The 16,713-nt window shown below is 60.8% G+C and carries 14 protein-coding genes; 7 read left to right on the top strand and 7 right to left on the bottom strand.

The genetic code is table 11. From position 1 onward, the window contains the following. Positions 1-207: 207 nt before the first annotated feature. Both JAO82_RS05235 and trxB read right to left on the bottom strand, forming a co-directional pair. Positions 208-1,917 carry a bifunctional sulfate adenylyltransferase/adenylylsulfate kinase gene (locus JAO82_RS05235; RefSeq protein WP_198685311.1) on the bottom strand — a complete coding sequence of 570 codons (1,710 nt, stop codon included), beginning with the start codon at positions 1,915-1,917 and terminating at the stop codon, positions 208-210. Positions 1,918-2,185: 268 nt separating this feature from the next. After that, positions 2,186-3,190, bottom strand: a complete 1,005-nt coding sequence (gene trxB, locus JAO82_RS05230) for a thioredoxin-disulfide reductase (RefSeq protein WP_198685310.1) — start codon at positions 3,188-3,190, stop codon at positions 2,186-2,188. A 201-nt stretch (positions 3,191-3,391) separates the two neighbouring features. On the opposite strand from trxB, the gene JAO82_RS05225 reads away from it, so the two are divergent. Further along, positions 3,392-3,892, top strand: coding sequence for an Lrp/AsnC family transcriptional regulator (locus tag JAO82_RS05225; RefSeq protein WP_198685309.1), 501 nt, complete (start codon positions 3,392-3,394; stop codon positions 3,890-3,892). A gap of 15 nt (positions 3,893-3,907) precedes the next feature. On the opposite strand, the gene pgeF is transcribed toward JAO82_RS05225, so the two are convergent. From pgeF to lgt, 3 genes are read right to left on the bottom strand one after another with little or no spacing between them, the layout of a single operon-like run. Continuing rightward, positions 3,908-4,663 carry a peptidoglycan editing factor PgeF gene (gene pgeF / locus JAO82_RS05220; RefSeq protein WP_198685308.1) on the bottom strand — a complete coding sequence of 252 codons (756 nt, stop codon included), beginning with the start codon at positions 4,661-4,663 and terminating at the stop codon, positions 3,908-3,910. After that, positions 4,660-5,727, bottom strand: coding sequence for a class I SAM-dependent methyltransferase (locus tag JAO82_RS05215; RefSeq protein WP_198685307.1), 1,068 nt, complete (start codon positions 5,725-5,727; stop codon positions 4,660-4,662). The genes pgeF and JAO82_RS05215 overlap by 4 nt, the downstream gene beginning before the upstream one ends. Further along, a complete protein-coding gene (lgt, locus tag JAO82_RS05210) occupies positions 5,724-6,611 on the bottom strand; it encodes a prolipoprotein diacylglyceryl transferase (RefSeq protein ID WP_198685306.1) in 888 nt (295 codons plus the stop codon). The genes JAO82_RS05215 and lgt overlap by 4 nt, the downstream gene beginning before the upstream one ends. A gap of 94 nt (positions 6,612-6,705) precedes the next feature. Here lgt and JAO82_RS05205 point away from each other — a divergent pair, with 94 nt between their 5' ends. The 5 genes from JAO82_RS05205 (at position 6,706) to JAO82_RS05185 (ending at position 9,911) form a co-directional block, all read left to right on the top strand. Beyond that, on the top strand, positions 6,706-6,948 hold the full coding sequence (locus tag JAO82_RS05205; RefSeq protein WP_198685305.1) for an accessory factor UbiK family protein: 243 nt from the start codon (positions 6,706-6,708) through the stop codon (positions 6,946-6,948). A 329-nt stretch (positions 6,949-7,277) separates the two neighbouring features. Continuing rightward, entirely contained in the window at positions 7,278-7,778 is a 501-nt protein-coding gene (locus JAO82_RS05200; protein ID WP_198685304.1) for a type III secretion system chaperone family protein, read from the top strand. Positions 7,779-7,811: 33 nt separating this feature from the next. Further along, positions 7,812-8,627: a pyrroline-5-carboxylate reductase gene (proC, locus tag JAO82_RS05195; protein WP_198685303.1), complete on the top strand. Its 816-nt coding sequence runs from the start codon at positions 7,812-7,814 to the stop codon at positions 8,625-8,627. Further along, positions 8,620-8,958: a tRNA-binding protein gene (locus tag JAO82_RS05190; protein ID WP_198685302.1), complete on the top strand. Its 339-nt coding sequence runs from the start codon at positions 8,620-8,622 to the stop codon at positions 8,956-8,958. Before proC ends, JAO82_RS05190 begins: the two co-directional genes overlap by 8 nt. Beyond that, positions 8,958-9,911, top strand: a complete 954-nt coding sequence (locus JAO82_RS05185; RefSeq protein ID WP_198685301.1) for a 2-hydroxyacid dehydrogenase — start codon at positions 8,958-8,960, stop codon at positions 9,909-9,911. The genes JAO82_RS05190 and JAO82_RS05185 overlap by 1 nt, the downstream gene beginning before the upstream one ends. Before the next feature lie 38 nt (positions 9,912-9,949). Here JAO82_RS05185 and carB read toward each other — a convergent pair whose 3' ends face one another. Together carB and JAO82_RS05175 are read right to left on the bottom strand one after the other, a co-directional pair. Next, positions 9,950-13,282: a carbamoyl-phosphate synthase large subunit gene (gene carB, locus JAO82_RS05180; protein ID WP_198685300.1), complete on the bottom strand. Its 3,333-nt coding sequence runs from the start codon at positions 13,280-13,282 to the stop codon at positions 9,950-9,952. A 218-nt stretch (positions 13,283-13,500) separates the two neighbouring features. Next, on the bottom strand, positions 13,501-14,673 hold the full coding sequence (locus tag JAO82_RS05175; RefSeq protein WP_332872488.1) for a cyclopropane-fatty-acyl-phospholipid synthase family protein: 1,173 nt from the start codon (positions 14,671-14,673) through the stop codon (positions 13,501-13,503). 241 nt (positions 14,674-14,914) lie between these two features. Between JAO82_RS05175 and aspS the strand changes: the two genes are divergently transcribed. Beyond that, positions 14,915-16,690 carry an aspartate--tRNA ligase gene (gene aspS / locus JAO82_RS05170; protein WP_198685298.1) on the top strand — a complete coding sequence of 592 codons (1,776 nt, stop codon included), beginning with the start codon at positions 14,915-14,917 and terminating at the stop codon, positions 16,688-16,690. Positions 16,691-16,713 lie beyond the last annotated feature (23 nt).

The following is a 16,713-nucleotide window of genomic DNA, read 5'->3' as shown; positions in this document are numbered from 1 at the left end:
TGAATTTGGATACAGTCGCGATGGCTGCGCTGTCTGGTGGTGGGGCGGTTGAGTTTTTGACAGGGACCGGCGGGGCGTCAGGTTTAGTAGTGGAAACGAGGGGCGCTGCCCCTCGCGCTCCCCGGGATATTTACAGCAAGTAGAAATGAGAGAAGGGAGACGGCCCGGATATGCTGTTCCGGGCCGTGTCGCGGGTTTGCGACGGAATCAGGCGCCGATAAGGCCCATGTTCTCAAGCTTCAGCAGAACCTGATGGGCACAGTTGTCGACCTCAATGCCTTCCGTATCGACGCGTAGTTCCGGGTCTTCGGGAACGTCGTAGGGATCGGAAATACCGGTGAATTCCTTGATCTTGCCTTCGCGCGCCAGTTTGTAGAGACCCTTGCGGTCACGGCGTTCGCACTCTTCGAGGCTGGTGGCGACATGGATCTCGATGAAGGCACCAAACTGTTCGATCTCTTCGCGCACGGCGCGGCGGGTGGTGGCATAAGGCGCGATTGGTGCGCAGATAGCGATGCCACCGTTCTTGGTGATTTCCGAGGCGACATAGCCGATGCGGCGGATGTTCAGATCGCGGTGCTCTTTCGAGAAGCCCAGTTCGGAACTGAGGTTCTTGCGCACGATATCGCCGTCCAGAAGTGTGACCGGACGCCCGCCCATCTCCATCAGCTTGACCATCAGCGCGTTGGCGATAGTGGATTTACCCGATCCTGAAAGCCCGGTGAAAAACACCGTAAAGCCTTGTTGGTTACGCGGCGGACGGGTGCGCCGCAGTTCGCTCACCACCTCGGGGAAGGAGAACCATTCGGGGATTTCCAGACCTTCCTGCAGACGGCGGCGCAACTCGGTGCCGGAGATATTGAGCACGGTGGCGTCCTCTTCAATCTCGTCCGCGGGTTCGTATTGCGCGCGCTCCTGCACATAGACCATATGTTTGAAATCGACCATCTCGACGCCGATTTCCTCTTGGTGTTTGCGGAACAGTTCCTGCGCGTCATAGGGGCCATAGAAATCTTCGCCCGCCGAATTTTTGCCGGGACCGGCATGGTCGCGGCCGACGATGAAGTGGGTGCAGCCGTGATTCTTGCGGATCAGCCCGTGCCAGACCGCCTCGCGCGGGCCACCCATGCGCATGGCGAGGTTCAGAAGTGACAATGTCGTGGTGGCAGCGGGATATTTGTCAAGCACCGCCTCGTAGCAGCGCACGCGGGTGAAGTGATCGACGTCGCCGGGCTTGGTCATGCCGACAACCGGATGGATCAGCAGGTTGGCCTGCGCCTCGCGCGCGGCGCGGAAGGTCAGTTCCTGATGCGCGCGGTGCAGCGGGTTGCGGGTCTGGAACGCGACGATGCGCCGCCAGCCGAGTTTGCGAAACAGTGCGCGCAATTCGTTGGGCGTGTCGCGCCGACCGCGGAAATCGTAATGCACCGGCTGCTGGATGCCGGTGACCGGGCCGCCAAGATACACTTCGCCAGCGGTGTTGTGCAGGTAATTCACGCCCGGGTGGGCGCTGTCGTCGGCGCCGAACACCTTTTCGGCCTCGTTGCTTTTATCGGGCGTCCAGCGGTCGGTGACGGTCATCGTGGCCAGTATCACGCCTTCTTGATCGCGCAGGGCGATATCTTCGCCAAGCTCGAGCGAATCGGCGAACTTCTCGGAGACATCCAGAGTGATCGGCATCGGCCAGAGCGTGCCGTCTTGCAGCCGCATGTTTTCAACGACAGCTTCGTAATCGGCCTGGCTGAGGAAGCCCTTGAGCGGGTTGAAGCCGCCATTCATGAGCAGCCCCAGGTCGCAAATCTGACGCGGAGTCAGATCGTGACTTTTCAGATCGCCAGCTTCGGCTTTCAGCTTTTGCGCCGAATCGTAGGAAACATACAGCTCCGGGATCGGGGCCAGATTACTGAGCATTGTCATGGGAAACTCGCTGATTGATGTGGCAAAGAGGGGCATGACACCCGCTATTGCACATCGCATAGACGTCCGCGCCGGGAGATGTCCAGCGGCCAGTGACGAAATTCACCTTATCGGCGCGCTAGAGCGTGTTGCGTTTTAGTGGCTTCAATTATTCGCCTGCCGTCAAGAGACAGCGTTTGCCCCGCAAATGGGGTCATGACAGCGGGCGAGTTCGATGGAACGCAACCTGCCCGATGCTAGTCAATCGGGTTCGGGCGGAGTGGTTTTCTCAGGCCTCGGTTTCGACCTCGGCGCCATAGCCCAATGGCTCGCTGGTGTCGCGGCCGGTCACCTCGCCCTGTTCGGCCAAGAATTTTTCGGCATCCAGCGCCGCCATGCATCCCATGCCGGCACTGGTCACCGCCTGGCGATAGACGTGATCGGTCAGGTCGCCGGCTGCGTAGACGCCGGGCACGCTGGTGCGGGTGGTTCCGGGTTCCACCACGACATAGCCACCCATATGGGTTTCCAGCTGATCCGCGACCAATTCGCTGGCCGGGGCATGACCGATGGCGATGAACACGCCCTTGGCGGGGATTTCGGTGATTTTGCCGGTCTGGACATGTTTGGCACGCGCGGCCTCGACGCCTAACGGACTGTCGGCGCCGACAACCTCGTCCAGAACGTGGTTCCAGAGTGGTTCAATCTTGGGGTTCTTTAGCAGTCGGTCGATCAGGATCTTTTCGGCGCGCAATTCGTCGCGGCGATGGATCAGCGTGACCTTGCTGGCGAAGTTGGTCAGGAAAAGCGCTTCTTCAACAGCGGTGTTGCCACCGCCGACCACCACGATTTCTTGCCCGCGATAAAAGAATCCGTCGCAGGTCGCGCAGGCCGACACGCCAAAGCCCTTGAATTTTTCCTCGGACGGAAGGCCCAGCCACTTGGCGCGGGCCCCGGTGGCCAATATGACGGCCTCGGCGGTGTAGATGGTGCCGCTGTCGCCTTTGGCGGTGAAGGGACGGCGCGACAGGTCGAGATCGGTGATGATGTCGCCGACAACCTCGCAACCCACTGCCTTGGCGTGGGCTTCCATCCGCAGCATCAGGTCAGGGCCTTGCACCTCGGTGTCGCCGGGCCAGTTTTCGACATCGGTTGTGGTGGTCAATTGGCCGCCCGGTTCGATTCCCTGCACCAGGATCGGGTTCAGCATGGCGCGGCTGGCATAGACCGCGGCAGTATATCCGGCCGGGCCGGATCCAACGATCAAAACCTTTGTGTGTCGTGTTTCGGCCATTGAAACTCTCCAATGCTATGGTGCTGACGGCAATCCGTCCCGCCGCCGATATAGCGCGCGGGGCGCAGCGCTTACAAGGTGCACAGGATAGTGGTAGAAGCAATAAATGACCGCGAACATGGCAACCGCCGCCCTGCGGTGAAACATAATTGCGTCACCCGATGCGCTGCTATAAGGGACGTGAAAATAGTGGGGTTTTGGATGGTCGGAACACGACTGGATTCGATTGACCGAAAAATTCTGGCGGAATTGCAGGCCGATGGCCGCATGACGAACGTGGAATTGGCCAGACGCGTCGGAATTTCAGCGCCGCCGTGCCTGCGCCGGGTGCGGGCGCTTGAAGATTCGGGGTTGATTCGCGGCTATCATGCCCGCGTGGATGCGCGGGAACTGGGGTTCGAGGTTCACGTGTTCGTGATGGTCGGGCTGGAAAGCCAAGCCGAGGCGGAGCTGAACGCGTTCGAGGGGCTTTGCCGCGAATGGCCGCTGGTGCGTGAATGTCACATGCTGAACGGCGAGGTGGATTTCATCCTGAAATGCGTGGCGCCTGACCTCAGCAGCTTCCAAAACTTTCTGACCGGACAGTTATTAACCACACCCAATGTGGGCAGCGTCAAAACATCCCTGGTGATTCGCGAGGCCAAGGAAGAGCCGGGCGTACCGTTTGAGGTGATGGAAGAGCGGTTGCAGAGAACCCCCTGAGGCGCTGTCAAAGGCTCAAAGGCGAATCGCAGAAATCAGCCGTCCGTAATCGGCCTCTTTCGCATGAGTGGCGCGGCGGTAGGAAAAGAAACGGTTGGGATCACGATAGGTGCAGAGCCGCATCCATTCGGCATGGCCCACGCCCGCCTGGCGTAACCGATGCAGACCATAGCCGGGCAGGTCGAATAACAGCCGGTCGCCCTCGCCATTGGCAAAAAACCTGACATTCTCCGGGTCGTCAATCATGAAGTCATCAAGAAATTCGGGTCCAACCTCATAAGCGGATTGGCTGATTGCGGGGCCGATGATGGCGACCGTATTGGCGCGGTCAGCGCCCAGCACCTCCATCGCGTCAAGCGTTGCCTCGAGCACGCCATCAAGGGTGCCGCGCCAACCGGCATGGGCGGCTCCGATCACCTGTGCTGCATGGTCCGCGAACAGGACCGGTTGGCAATCCGCTGTGAGCACGGTCAGGGCAAGGCCCGGCGTTGCGGTCACCAGCGCATCGGCGCGTGGCTGGTGGGGTAAGGGGGCGGTGACGCTGACAACATCCGCAGAGTGGATTTGATGCAGCCCGATCAGGGCCTCGGGCGTGAGGTGCAGGGCGTCGGCGACGCGCTCGCGGTTAATCGCCACGATGTCGCGTTGATCCGAGGACCCGGGGCCGCAGTTCAACCCGGCAAATACGCCCGAAGACGCGCCGCCACGCCGAGTGAAGAAGCCGTGACGCAGTTTGCTCAGATGCTCGGAGGTCAAGATTTCCAGTGTCATATCTCTAATCCCGGCGGTGGTGATGCCTGCGCCGGGAACAGCCCCAGCGTTTTGAACAGGTTTCCCATTTCCTGCGGGTGCGTCAACCTGCGATGTGCCGCGACCAGATCATCCAGCGCCGCGCCCTGCAAGCCCTGCGCCAATGCTTGCGCCCGTGCCGTGATCCCCAGGCGCTCAAGAAACACCCCCTGCTTGGTCAGTTTTGTCACGCCGCACCCCGCGCCGCGAGCGGCCTGCGCCAAGAGCTCGAAATCGACATGGGCCGTCAGATCCGCCTTGCCGGGCTGGTCCAGCACATCCACTGGACGATGATCGCGTAGGGCCTGAACAGTGTCGCCCAGAGAGCGCCAATCGCCGTAATCCACGATCAGCGCCGCGCCACCATGTTGTGCAATGCGACTGGCAATAGCGGCAAGGATGGGCGGGGCAGGGGGGCAAAGTTCGACCAGATCGCCGGGGCGTGTGTCGTTGAGGCGATGCGCCAGAGCCGGGTGTTCTGTCGGAGCCGTCTGCCCGAAGGCCAGCGCTCCATCAACATAGATGATTCGGCGTTCGGCCCAACCCTGTTCGTGCCGGATGAACTGGCGGACCGGCAGAGCATCAAAAAACTCGTTCGCGATCAGAAACAGCGGTGCTTGGGGCAGGGAGGCGGCGCTATCAAGCCATTGTGGCGCATGATCCGGCAGGTTTTCGGCCTGAGTGGCGCGTAAAACCGGCGAGGCCTCGACCAGCGATATTTGCGCGGCATCGTGAAAGCCGGGGATGGCACGGGTCGCGCGCAACAGGTCGGCCATCAATGTGCCGCGTCCGGGCCCAAGTTCGGCCAGTGTAAAGGGGTTCGGGCTGCCCTGATCCAGCCATGCTTGCGCCAGCGACAGGCCGATCAATTCGCCGAACATCTGGCTGATCTCGGGGGCGGTGGTGAAATCCCCGGCGGCACCCAGCGGATCGCGGGTGGTGTAATAGCCCAGTGTCGGATGCAGCAGGCAGTCAGTCATATAATCGGCGACGCTGATCGGTCCGTCATGGCGGATGCGCGCGGCAATCAGATCAAGCAGGGTCATCGGAGGGCCCGGCGGGCGCGCATGATCAGCCACAGGCCCAGCAAGACCATCGGAAGCGACAAGATCTGCCCCATGGTCAGACCGTAGCCCCCGATATGCCAAGCCAACCCCAAAGGGTTGTCTTGGGTGATGAATTGCGCGTCGGGCTGGCGCACAAACTCGACAATGAACCGTGCCAGCCCATAGCCGGTGAGAAAAGTTCCGGTAATCAGGCCGGGAGCCTTGAGCGCGCCGCGGCGGTAAGCGAGCCAAAGGATTAGCGCACCAAGGATCAGCCCCTCTAGCGCGGCTTCATAGAGTTGCGAGGGATGGCGCCCGCACAGGCCGAGGACACCGGGACAGTGCTGCGCAGCGTCGCCCGGAAAGATCACGCCCCAGGGCAGGTCGGTGGGCCGGCCCCAAAGCTCGGCATTAATGAAATTGGCCAGCCGCCCCAGCAGCAGCCCCGGCGGCGCGGTATGGGCGATCAGGTCCGCCAGCGACAGCATCGGCGCGCCCCGACTGAGCGCAAACAGCCAGCCGGCCAAAACAACACCAATCAACCCGCCGTGAAAGGACATGCCGCCCTGCCAGATCTTGAGAATGTCGGCCGGGTTCTGCAGGTAATAGCCCGGCTGGTAGAACAGCACGAAGCCCAGCCGCCCGCCAAGGATCACGCCAAGGATGATCCAGGTCAGCAGATCTTCGACCTGTACGGGGCGCAGCGGTGGTGCGTCTGCACCCCAGAGCGCGGGCCGTTTCAGCGCCGCAAGCGCCAGCCGCCACGCGATCACGATGCCGACGATATAGGCCAACGCGTACCAGCGCAGGGCAAATTCCATTCCGCCTATGGAGAAAGACAGGATATCAGGCGAGATGTCGGGAAAGGAGAGGGATGCGCGCATGGCAGGTTGAATGCCGTTGATCCGCGCCGAAAGTCAACCTTGTCGCGGTTGGAATGACCGCCCATATAGGGCGCAGTACCACAGGAGAATGATAATGCAGACCCGCAACAAGATCTTCGACGACATCTCGCAATTGATGACCAACGCGATGGGCGTCGCGCAGGGCGCGCGGGAAGAAGCGGAAACCGCGATGAAGTCGATGCTGGACCGCTGGCTGGCAGATCGCGATCTGGTCACACGGGAAGAGTTCGACGCGGTACGGACCATGGCGCAAAAGGCGCGCGAGGAAAATGCGGCTTTGGCAGCCCGTCTGGACGCTCTGGAAGCCAAAGATTGACCATTTCGCGTCTGCGTTTAGTGGATGTTTATTGAATCTGATTTGGCAAAGCGCCGCACCATTCCTGTGCGGCGCTTTCTTTTGCGCGGCCGGGATTTGGGTATTTGAAACCAGAAAGAAGCAGGGTGCCGCGATATATGGCGTGAAAAGCGGTTTTGTCCACAACTTATTGTCGATTTGCAGCGGTTATCTACAAATTAAGGGTTGCCAGAGCTTCTGCCGCGCCGCACCATATATTGTATGGGATCGGGGGATCGCCCCGCCCGGTAGTGCAGGCGCCTAGTGTTTGAGGGCATCCGCTCCGACCTAGCGAGCAGAGAGGTGGCATTATGGCCCTTTCCGAGCAGTTTCTCGAAACAGACATTCATCCTATCGATACTGTTGAGCATCTCGCTGCGTATCATGAGTGGGATTTTGAACGACTGGGAGACGATCAGATTGCCATGGCTGTGGTTGGGCAATGGCGGACCTATTCAATTACGCTGGACTGGTCGGAACATGACGAAACCTTGCGTTTGGTGTGCACGTTCGAAATGGAGCCACCGGTGGAGCGTCTGGGCCGGTTGTATGAGTTGTTGAATGCAATGAACGATCAGTGCTGGGCTGGCTGCTTTACCTATTGGGGTGCGGAAAAACTGATGGTCTATCGCTATGGCTTGGTGCTGAGCGGAGGGCAGATCGCTAGTCCCGAGCAGATTGACACCATGATTCGCTCCGCGGTGTCGAGCGCCGAGCGGTATTACCCTGCGATTCAGCTTCTAGTCTGGGGCGATCGCACACCGACGGAAGCGATGCAGGTCGCCATTGCCGAGGCCTACGGGCGCGCATAACCTGTGGCCGATATTGGCTGAGGCAGGGATGAGATGGAAATGGATGCGATTGCACAGCGTGGGCTGGTGCTGCTGGGCTGCGGCAAGATGGGTTCGGCCCTGCTGGCGGGGTGGCTGGAGCGCGGTTTGCCCGCCGGGGCGGTGTGGGTGATCGACCCGGCCCCGTCCGCGTGGCTGCGACGGCAGGGGGTGCATCTGAACGCCGACCTGCCCCCTGATCCGGCCATTGTGCTGCTGGCGGTGAAACCGCAGCTGATGGGCGAGGCGCTGCCCGCCATTGCCGGGTTCGGCGGTGGTAGCAGCCTGTTCGTTTCGGTGGCGGCGGGCACGCCGATTGCCGCATATGAGAAGCTTTTGGGGCCGGGTACGCCGATCGTGCGCGCCATGCCCAATACGCCGGCCGCCATCGGGCGCGGGATCACCGCGATCATCGGCAATGCGCAGACCGGCGAAAGCGGATTGGCGCTGGCGGAAAGCCTGCTGTCTGCGGTGGGGCAAGTGGTGCGGTTGCAGAGCGAGGGCCAGATGGATGCGGTGACCGCGATCAGCGGCTCGGGGCCGGCTTATGTGTTCCACCTGATCGAAACGCTGGCTGCAGCCGGGCAAGCACAGGGTTTGTCGCAAGAGTTGGCGCTGCAGTTGGCCAAGGCCACGGTCGCGGGTGCAGGTGCCCTGGCCGAAGCAGCGGAGGAGGATCCCGGACAATTGCGCGCCAATGTCACCAGTCCCAACGGCACCACGCAGGCCGCGTTGGAGGTTTTGATGGACCCAGATACCGGCTTTCCGCCGCTTTTGGAGCGGGCGGTGGCAGCGGCGGCCAGAAGAAGCAAGGAGTTGTCCGGTGAGTAACATTTCGTTCGACGATTTTCTGAAAGTCGATGTCAGGGTCGGCAAGGTGATTCGCGCCGAGCCATTCCCCGAGGCGCGCAAGCCCGCGCTCAAGCTGTGGATCGATTTCGGCGCGGAGATCGGTGAACGCAAGTCATCGGCCCAGATCACCACCCATTATCAACCCGACGCGCTGGTCGGCAAACAGGTGCTGGCGGTGGTCAATTTTCCGCCGCGTCAGATCGGACCGTTTCAATCCGAGGTGCTTGTGCTAGGCCTGCCAGATGAGTCGGGCGAAATCGTTCTGATTGGCCCGGATGAAGCTGTGCCAATTGGAGGAAGGATGCACTGATGCGTTTATTTATAACTCGGCCCATGCCTGATGCGGTCATAGATCGCGCGCGCAAGGAATTCGACGCGGTCCTGCGCGAGGAAACCACACCGCTGAGCGGCGACGAGATGCGCGCTGCGTTGCGGGATTATGATCTGGTTCTGCCCACGCTTGGCGATATTTTCGATGCTGGGGTGTTTGCGGATGTGGCGGAACCCCGCTGCAGGTTGCTGGCCAATTTTGGCGTCGGCTTTAATCATATTGATGTCAACGCCGCCAAGGCTGCCGGAATCCGCGTGACCAATACACCCGGCGCGGTGACCGATGCTACCGCCGATATTGCCATGACCCTGATACTGATGAGCGCGCGCCGTGCCGCCGAGGGCGAGCGGCTGGTGCGCACCGGCGAATGGCAGGGCTGGCATCCGACGCAGATGTTGGGCTTGCATGCATCCGGCCGCACGGTCGGGATCGTCGGCATGGGGCGGATCGGGCAGGCCATCGCACGGCGCTGCCATTTCGGGTTCGGCATGGATGTGCGCTATTTCAGCCGCAGCCCGAAGGAGCTGGACTTCCCGGCGGAACTTGACGGTTCGCTGGCCGAACTTGCAGCTGCGGTCGATTTCCTGGTGATCTCGGTGCCGGGCGGGGCCGACACCCGGCATCTGATCGGTGCGGATGTGTTCGAGGCGATGCAACCACATGCGCATCTGATCAACATCGCACGGGGCGATATCGTTGATGAAGCGGCCTTGATCGCCGCGCTGGAAGGCGGAAAAATCGGCGGTGCCGGACTGGATGTCTATGAGTACGAACCGAAAGTACCGGCGGCGCTGATCGCGCTTGATAATGCGACCTTGCTGCCGCATCTGGGCACGGCTGCGCTGGACGTGCGCACCGACATGGGCCAGATGGCGCTGGATAATGTCGCCGCCTTTGTTGCCGGGCGCGACCTGCCCAACCCGGTGAACTGACGTAACTGGCGGAGGCCTCATGCCTCCGCCAAATTTCTCTAGCCCTGTAAGGGCTTGACGTCCACTTCCCCTTCGGCCTGCGCTTTGATCGCAAGCGCGGCAGCATGGCTGCCTGCGGCGGTGGTGAAATAAGGGATCTTGCCATAGAGTGCGACCGAACGGATACCGCGCGAATCCTCGACTGCCTGGGCGCCTTCGGTCGAGTTCATCACCAGTTGAATCGCCCCGTCCTTGAGCATGTCCACGATATCGGGACGCCCCTCATAAACCTTGTTGACGACAGCGCAGGTGATCCCGTTTTGCGCCAGCCAGCCCTGGGTTCCGCGCGTCGCGATCAACTCGAACCCGAGATCGGTCAGGATTGTCGCGGCCTCGATCATCATTGCCGTCTTATCGCTATCCTTGATCGAAATGAAGGCACGCCCTTGCGCCGGGAGTGTCATGCCCGCACCCATTTGCGCCTTGAGGAAGGCGCGCGGGAAGTCGCGATCCCAGCCCATGACCTCGCCGGTCGAGCGCATTTCCGGGCCGAGGATGGTATCGACGCCGGGGAAGCGTGCGAAAGGCAGGACTGCCTCTTTGACCGAGAACCACGGCACGTTCGGATCGGCCAGCGTCATCGGGTCGGCCACTGGCCGCGGTGAGTCGTAATCCGTCGAGCTCTCGTAGCGCGGGCGCTGCGGGAAGTTGGCCAGTTTCTCGCCCGCCATCACCCGCGCGGCAATCGCCGCAATCGCGCTGTCGGTGGCCTTGGCGACGAAGGGCACGGTACGGCTGGCGCGCGGGTTCACTTCGATCAGGTAGATCTCGCCGTCCTTCACCGCGAACTGGATGTTCATCAATCCGACCACATTCAGCGCCTTGGCAAGGGCGCGGGTCTGTTCCTCAACTTCTTCGATGATGGCGCTGTCCAGCGAATGGGGCGGCAGCGAGCAGGCACTGTCACCAGAGTGGACGCCAGCCTCTTCAATGTGTTGCATGATGCCCGCCACATGCACATCGGTGCCGTCGCTGATCGCATCCACATCCAGTTCGACCGCGCCCGACAGATAGCTGTCCAGAAGCACGGGACTGTCGCCGGAAACCACCACAGCCTCATCGATATACCGCTCCAGATGCGCCTGATCGCGGACGATCTCCATGGCGCGACCGCCGAGTACATAGGACGGACGGATCACCAAAGGAAAGCCCAGCGTCTTGGCGATCTCGAACGCTTGCTGGTCGGTCGAGGCGATGCCGTTGCGCGGCTGTTTCAGTCCCAACTCCTGCACAAGCTGCTGAAACCGCTCGCGATCCTCAGCCAGATCGATCATATCGGGGGTGGTGCCGAGGATCGGAATGCCCTCTTCTTCCAGCGCGTTGGCCAGCTTCAGCGGGGTTTGGCCGCCGAATTGCACGATGACGCCGTGCAGGGTGCCGCTCTCCTGCTCGACGCGCAGGATTTCCATCACATGTTCAAAGGTCAACGGTTCGAAATACAGCCGGTCCGAGGTGTCGTAATCGGTGCTCACGGTCTCGGGGTTGCAGTTGATCATGATCGTTTCATAGCCGACGTCGGTCAGCGCGAAACAGGCGTGGCAACAGCAATAATCGAATTCAATTCCCTGTCCGATTCGATTCGGGCCACCGCCCAGGATCACGACTTTCTTGCGGTCGGTGGGGCGCGCCTCACATTCCACGTGGCCCATCATTGGAGCTTCGTAAGTGGAATACATATAGGGTGTCTGGGCCTCGAATTCGCCAGCGCAGGTGTCGATCCGCTTGAAGGCGGCGACCACGCCCAGATCGTGCCGCGCGCGGCGGATGTTGCCCTCCGAATCGCCGGTAAGGTCAGCCAGTCGCGCATCAGTAAAGCCCATCATCTTGAGCGCGCGAATGCCATGTTCATCCCGCGGCAATCCATTGGCCCTGATGCGCTCTTCAGCCTCGACGATTTCACGGATCCGGGCAAGGAACCATGGATCGAACATCGTGACAGCGTGAATCTCATCATCGCTCAGACCGTGCCGCATGGCCTGTGCAATGGTGCGCATACGGTCCGGGGTCTGAGCGGCAAGCGCTTTGACAATGGCGGCCCGGTCGGGCGCGCCGGGAATCTCGACCTCATCAAAGCCGGACAAACCGGATTCCATCGATGCCAGCGCCTTTTGCAGCGATTCGTGGATGGTGCGCCCGATCGCCATCGCTTCGCCTACGGATTTCATCGCGGTGCTCAGCTCGACCTTTGAGCCGGGGAATTTTTCGAAGGCGAATTTCGGGATCTTGGTGACAATATAGTCTATCGACGGCTCGAAACTGGCGGGCGTCACCTTGGTGATGTCATTGTCCAGTTCGTCCAGCGTGTAGCCCACCGCCAGTTTCGCGGCGATCTTGGCGATGGGAAAGCCGGTGGCCTTGGAGGCCAGCGCCGACGAGCGGCTGACCCGCGGGTTCATCTCGATCACCACCATGCGGCCGTCTTGGGGATTAACGGCCCATTGCACGTTGGAGCCGCCGGTCTCGACCCCGATCTCGCGCAGAACGGCGATCGAACCGTTGCGCATGATCTGGTATTCTTTGTCGGATAAGGTCAGCGCCGGGGCCACGGTGATGGAATCGCCGGTATGCACGCCCATCGGGTCGATGTTTTCGATCGAGCAGACGATGATGGCATTGTCGGCTTTGTCGCGCACGACCTCCATCTCGTACTCTTTCCAGCCCAATAGGCTTTCGTCGATCAATATCTGGCCCATCGGGCTGGCATCCATGCCCGACCGGCAGAAATGTTCGTAGTCGTCGCGGTTATAGGCGACGCCGCCACCGGTGCCGCCCAAAGTGAAGGCGGGACGGATAATCGCCGGCAGGCCGATCTCTTCCAGTGCTTCCATCGCCAACGCGACGCCGGCGGTCAGATCTCTTTTGCCGTTCGGGGCCATCGGCGCGGTGACGATGGTCGCCTTGGGGTTCTCGATGCCCAGGCGGTCCATTGCCTCGCGGAAAAGTTTGCGGTCCTCGGCCATCTCGATGGCCTCGCGCCGCGCGCCGATCATCTCAACGCCATATTTGGCAAGGACACCCATTTCTTCGAGCGCAAGTGCGGTGTTCAGCCCGGTCTGCCCGCCCATTGTCGGCAACAGCGCGTCGGGCCGTTCCTTCTCGATAATTTTGGCGACGACTTCGGGGGTGATCGGCTCGATATAGGTGGCGTCGGCCAGTTCCGGGTCGGTCATGATCGTGGCCGGGTTCGAGTTCACCAGAACCACCCGATACCCCTCTTCGCGCAGGGCCTTGCAGGCCTGTGCGCCAGAGTAGTCAAATTCGCAGGCCTGCCCGATTATGATCGGCCCCGCCCCGATGATCATGATCGACGAAATGTCGGTTCTCTTCGGCATGGCGTGGCCCCCTTTTCTGCAGGCGGGCGCCCCGAATGCGCCCAAACTGGCTGCGTTATAGGCATGGTACGAACGGGTGCAAGGGGGCGCATCCATTGTCTTCACACTTTCCCTTGCCTGAGGGCTGGAAAAAGCCTGACATCCCCTTTTCGCCGAAAGCGAGGCTCTTCCAAGGCAGCGGCAAGGATTGCCTGCCGCGTGGATCCAGCAAGGGGAGACTATTCCGCGACGGCGCGCGCGCTGGAATCAAGGTGGTATAGATAGTCGCGCGTCAGCGGCACAGCGTCGCGTTGATGTCCGAGCTGCAATTGGAATACCCCCAGCTTGCCGACCTCGAAGGTCATCATGCAGCTAATGAGGTAGAAGCGCCACATGCGGATGAACCGCTCGTCATACATCTTCTGCACCTGAGCGCGCTGCGCGTCAAAGCGTGTCAGCCAATGGCGCAGGGTAACGGCGTAATGCAGGCGCAGGATCTCGATATCCAGATGCCAGAGCCCGGCTTTCTCGACCGGCACCGCCAGTTCCGACAGGGAGGGTATATAGCCCCCCGGAAAGATATACCGGTCGATCCAGGCGGAAGGCACGGTCGGTGGTGCGTAACGTCCGATCGTATGGATAAGCGCCACCCCGTCCGGAGCCAGAAGATGCGCAACCTGGTTGAAGTATTGCGGGTAATGCGGCGCCCCGACATGCTCCAACATGCCCACCGACACGATGCGGTCAAAATCCTCGTCAAGTTCGCGATAATCCGTTAGGCGAAATTCAACCTGGTCCTGCAGCCCTTGTTCGAACGCACGGGCGCGGGCAGTGGCAAGCTGGTTCTGCGACAGGGTCACGCCGGTCACTCGTGCGCCGTGATCGCGGGCCAGCGTTAGCGCCATGCCGCCCCAGCCGCAGCCGATATCCAGCACCCGCATGCCCGGCTCTAAGCACAGTTTGGCGGCAATATGCGCCTTTTTCGCTTCTTGCGCCGCATCAAGGCTCATGCCGGGCTGTTTGAAATAGGCGCAACTGTATTGCATGTCGTCGTCGAGAAACAGCCGATAGAGATCGTCGGAAATATCATAGTGATGCATCACATTGGCGCGGGCGCTTTTCGTGGTATTGCGCATCAGCAGATGGCGCAGACAATAGCGTATCCGTTCGGCGCTGCGCACCCATAGCGGCGCGAAGTCGTCGGTCAGGTTGGCAAGCAATAGGCGCAGCAACCCCTCGATATCATCGTCTGCTACGGTGATGCGTTGATCCATATAGCCCTCGCCAAGGGCGAGTTCGGGGCTAAGACATAGCGCGCGCAGAGTGGCGTCATCCCGGATGGCGACTTCAACCTCGATTGCTCCCCCCGGTCCATAAATTTGGCGCGCTCCCGAAGGCATCGTGACAGTCAATCTGCCGGATTGAATCAAGCGGGAAGCCATTCTATCGAAAATGGTTTGCCACATCACTGCACCTGTCTATTGTTTACCCCTCACCCGGCGCGGCAATAACATTGCGCCTAAAGTACCTTAGGCCAATATCCGCAAAATGGAACCCTGTTGTTGATGGGGGCGATTTCTGTGCGGCCCTTGACTTTGTGCCCACGGCAAGGTGTATCGGCGCCACGTAATTCCGCCCGAAGGGACATCAAACATGCACGCCTATCGCAGCCATACCTGCGCCGATCTGACCGCCGCAAATGTCGGAGATACTGTCCGCCTGTCCGGCTGGGTGCACCGTGTGCGCGACCACGGCGGTGTGCTGTTCATCGATCTGCGCGACCATTACGGCTTGACACAGGTGCTGTGCGATGGTGACAGCCCGGTTTTTGATCAGGTCGAGAAGCTGCGCAGCGAATGGTGTGTTCGCATCGATGGCGAAGTCAGGGCGCGCGACGAAAGTCTGGTCAACCCCAGACTGCCGACCGGCGAGATCGAGGTTTATATCCGCGATATCGAAGTACTGGGCGCGGCCAAGGAACTGCCGTTGATCGTCTTTGGCGATCAGGAATATCCTGAAGAGACCCGCCTGCGCTATCGCTATCTGGACCTGCGGCGCGAGGCGATGCAGGCCAATATCACATTGCGCAGCGATGTTGTGGCGTCTATGCGGCGACGCATGTGGGACGCCGGTTTTCGCGAATTTCAGACGCCGATCATCACCGCGTCCAGCCCCGAAGGGGCGCGTGATTTTCTGGTGCCGTCGCGCCTGCATCCGGGCAAATTCTATGCGCTGCCGCAAGCACCGCAGCAGTTCAAGCAACTGATCATGGTCAGCGGATTCGACAAATACTTCCAGATTGCGCCCTGTTTCCGCGATGAAGACCCGCGCGCCGACCGCTCGCCCACCGATTTCTATCAACTGGACATGGAGATGTCCTTTGTCACCCAGCAGGATGTTTTCGATACGATCCAGCCGGTGATTGCCGGCGTGTTCGAGGAATTCGGCAATAACCGCGCTGTTGATCAGGATTGGCCGCAGATTTCCTATGCCGATGCAGCGCTGTGGTATGGCACCGACAAACCCGATCTGCGCAACCCGATCAAGATGCAGATCGTCAGCGACCATTTTGCGGGCGGCGGCTTTGCCATCTTTGCCAAGCTGCTAGAGCAGCCCGGAACTGAAATCCGCGCGATTCCTGCTCCCGGTGGCGGGTCGCGCCGGTTCTGCGACCGGATGAACGCCTTTGCCCAAAAAGAAGGGCTGCCGGGAATGGGCTACATCTTTTGGCGCGAGGGCGAAAACGGTATGGAAGCAGCAGGCCCGCTAGCCCGTAACATCGGCCCCGAGCGCACCGAGGCGATCCGCCAGCAACTGGGCCTTGGCACGGGCGACGCGGCCTTTTTCCTGGGTGGCAAACCGTCTGATTTCGAGGCGGTGGCCGGACGCGCGCGGGTCGAGATTGGCGATGAACTGGGCCTTACCGAACAGGATCGCTTTGCCTTTGCGTGGATCGTCGATTTCCCGATCTATGCGCGGGACGAGGAGACCGGTCAGATTGATTTCGAGCACAACCCATTTTCCATGCCACAGGGCGGCATGGAAGCGCTGGAAGGTGATCCGCTTGATGTGCTTGGCTATCAATATGACCTGTCCTGTAACGGCTATGAGTTGGTCAGCGGTGCGATCCGCAATCACAAGCCCGAGATCATGTTCAAAGCGTTCGAGATCGCCGGGTACGAGCCGGACGAGGTGCGCAAACGTTTTGGCGGCATGGTCAACGCGTTTCAATACGGCGCGCCGCCCCATGGCGGGTGTGCGGCAGGCATCGATCGGATCGTGATGTTGTTGGCGGATGAGGCGAATATCCGCGAGGTCATTATGTTCCCGATGAACCAGCGCGGCGAGGATCTGATGATGAATGCTCCGTCGGAGCCAGAACCGGATCAATTGATGGAGCTGGGCCTGCGGGTGATTCCTCAGGATTAGGGCCGCGGCTGACCGCGCCGGGT

Origin of the sequence: Pontibaca salina (assembly GCF_016307205.1) — a bacterium.
In the GTDB taxonomy this organism is placed as follows: domain Bacteria; phylum Pseudomonadota; class Alphaproteobacteria; order Rhodobacterales; family Rhodobacteraceae; genus Pontibaca; species Pontibaca salina.
Note: the sequence above shows the minus strand (reverse complement) of the source record. Positions and strands in the feature narration are given on the sequence as shown.

Coding starts and splice junctions, on each gene's coding strand:
- JAO82_RS05235 (WP_198685311.1), bottom strand. CDS start 1,917: ATGACAATGCTCAGTAATCTGGCCCCGATCCCGGAGCTGTATGTTTCC.
- trxB (WP_198685310.1), bottom strand. CDS start 3,190: ATGGCCGAAACACGACACACAAAGGTTTTGATCGTTGGATCCGGCCCG.
- JAO82_RS05225 (WP_198685309.1), top strand. CDS start 3,392: ATGGTCGGAACACGACTGGATTCGATTGACCGAAAAATTCTGGCGGAA.
- pgeF (WP_198685308.1), bottom strand. CDS start 4,663: ATGACACTGGAAATCTTGACCTCCGAGCATCTGAGCAAACTGCGTCAC.
- JAO82_RS05215 (WP_198685307.1), bottom strand. CDS start 5,727: ATGACCCTGCTTGATCTGATTGCCGCGCGCATCCGCCATGACGGACCG.
- lgt (WP_198685306.1), bottom strand. CDS start 6,611: ATGCGCGCATCCCTCTCCTTTCCCGACATCTCGCCTGATATCCTGTCT.
- JAO82_RS05205 (WP_198685305.1), top strand. CDS start 6,706: ATGCAGACCCGCAACAAGATCTTCGACGACATCTCGCAATTGATGACC.
- JAO82_RS05200 (WP_198685304.1), top strand. CDS start 7,278: ATGGCCCTTTCCGAGCAGTTTCTCGAAACAGACATTCATCCTATCGAT.
- proC (WP_198685303.1), top strand. CDS start 7,812: ATGGAAATGGATGCGATTGCACAGCGTGGGCTGGTGCTGCTGGGCTGC.
- JAO82_RS05185 (WP_198685301.1), top strand. CDS start 8,958: ATGCGTTTATTTATAACTCGGCCCATGCCTGATGCGGTCATAGATCGC.
- carB (WP_198685300.1), bottom strand. CDS start 13,282: ATGCCGAAGAGAACCGACATTTCGTCGATCATGATCATCGGGGCGGGG.
- aspS (WP_198685298.1), top strand. CDS start 14,915: ATGCACGCCTATCGCAGCCATACCTGCGCCGATCTGACCGCCGCAAAT.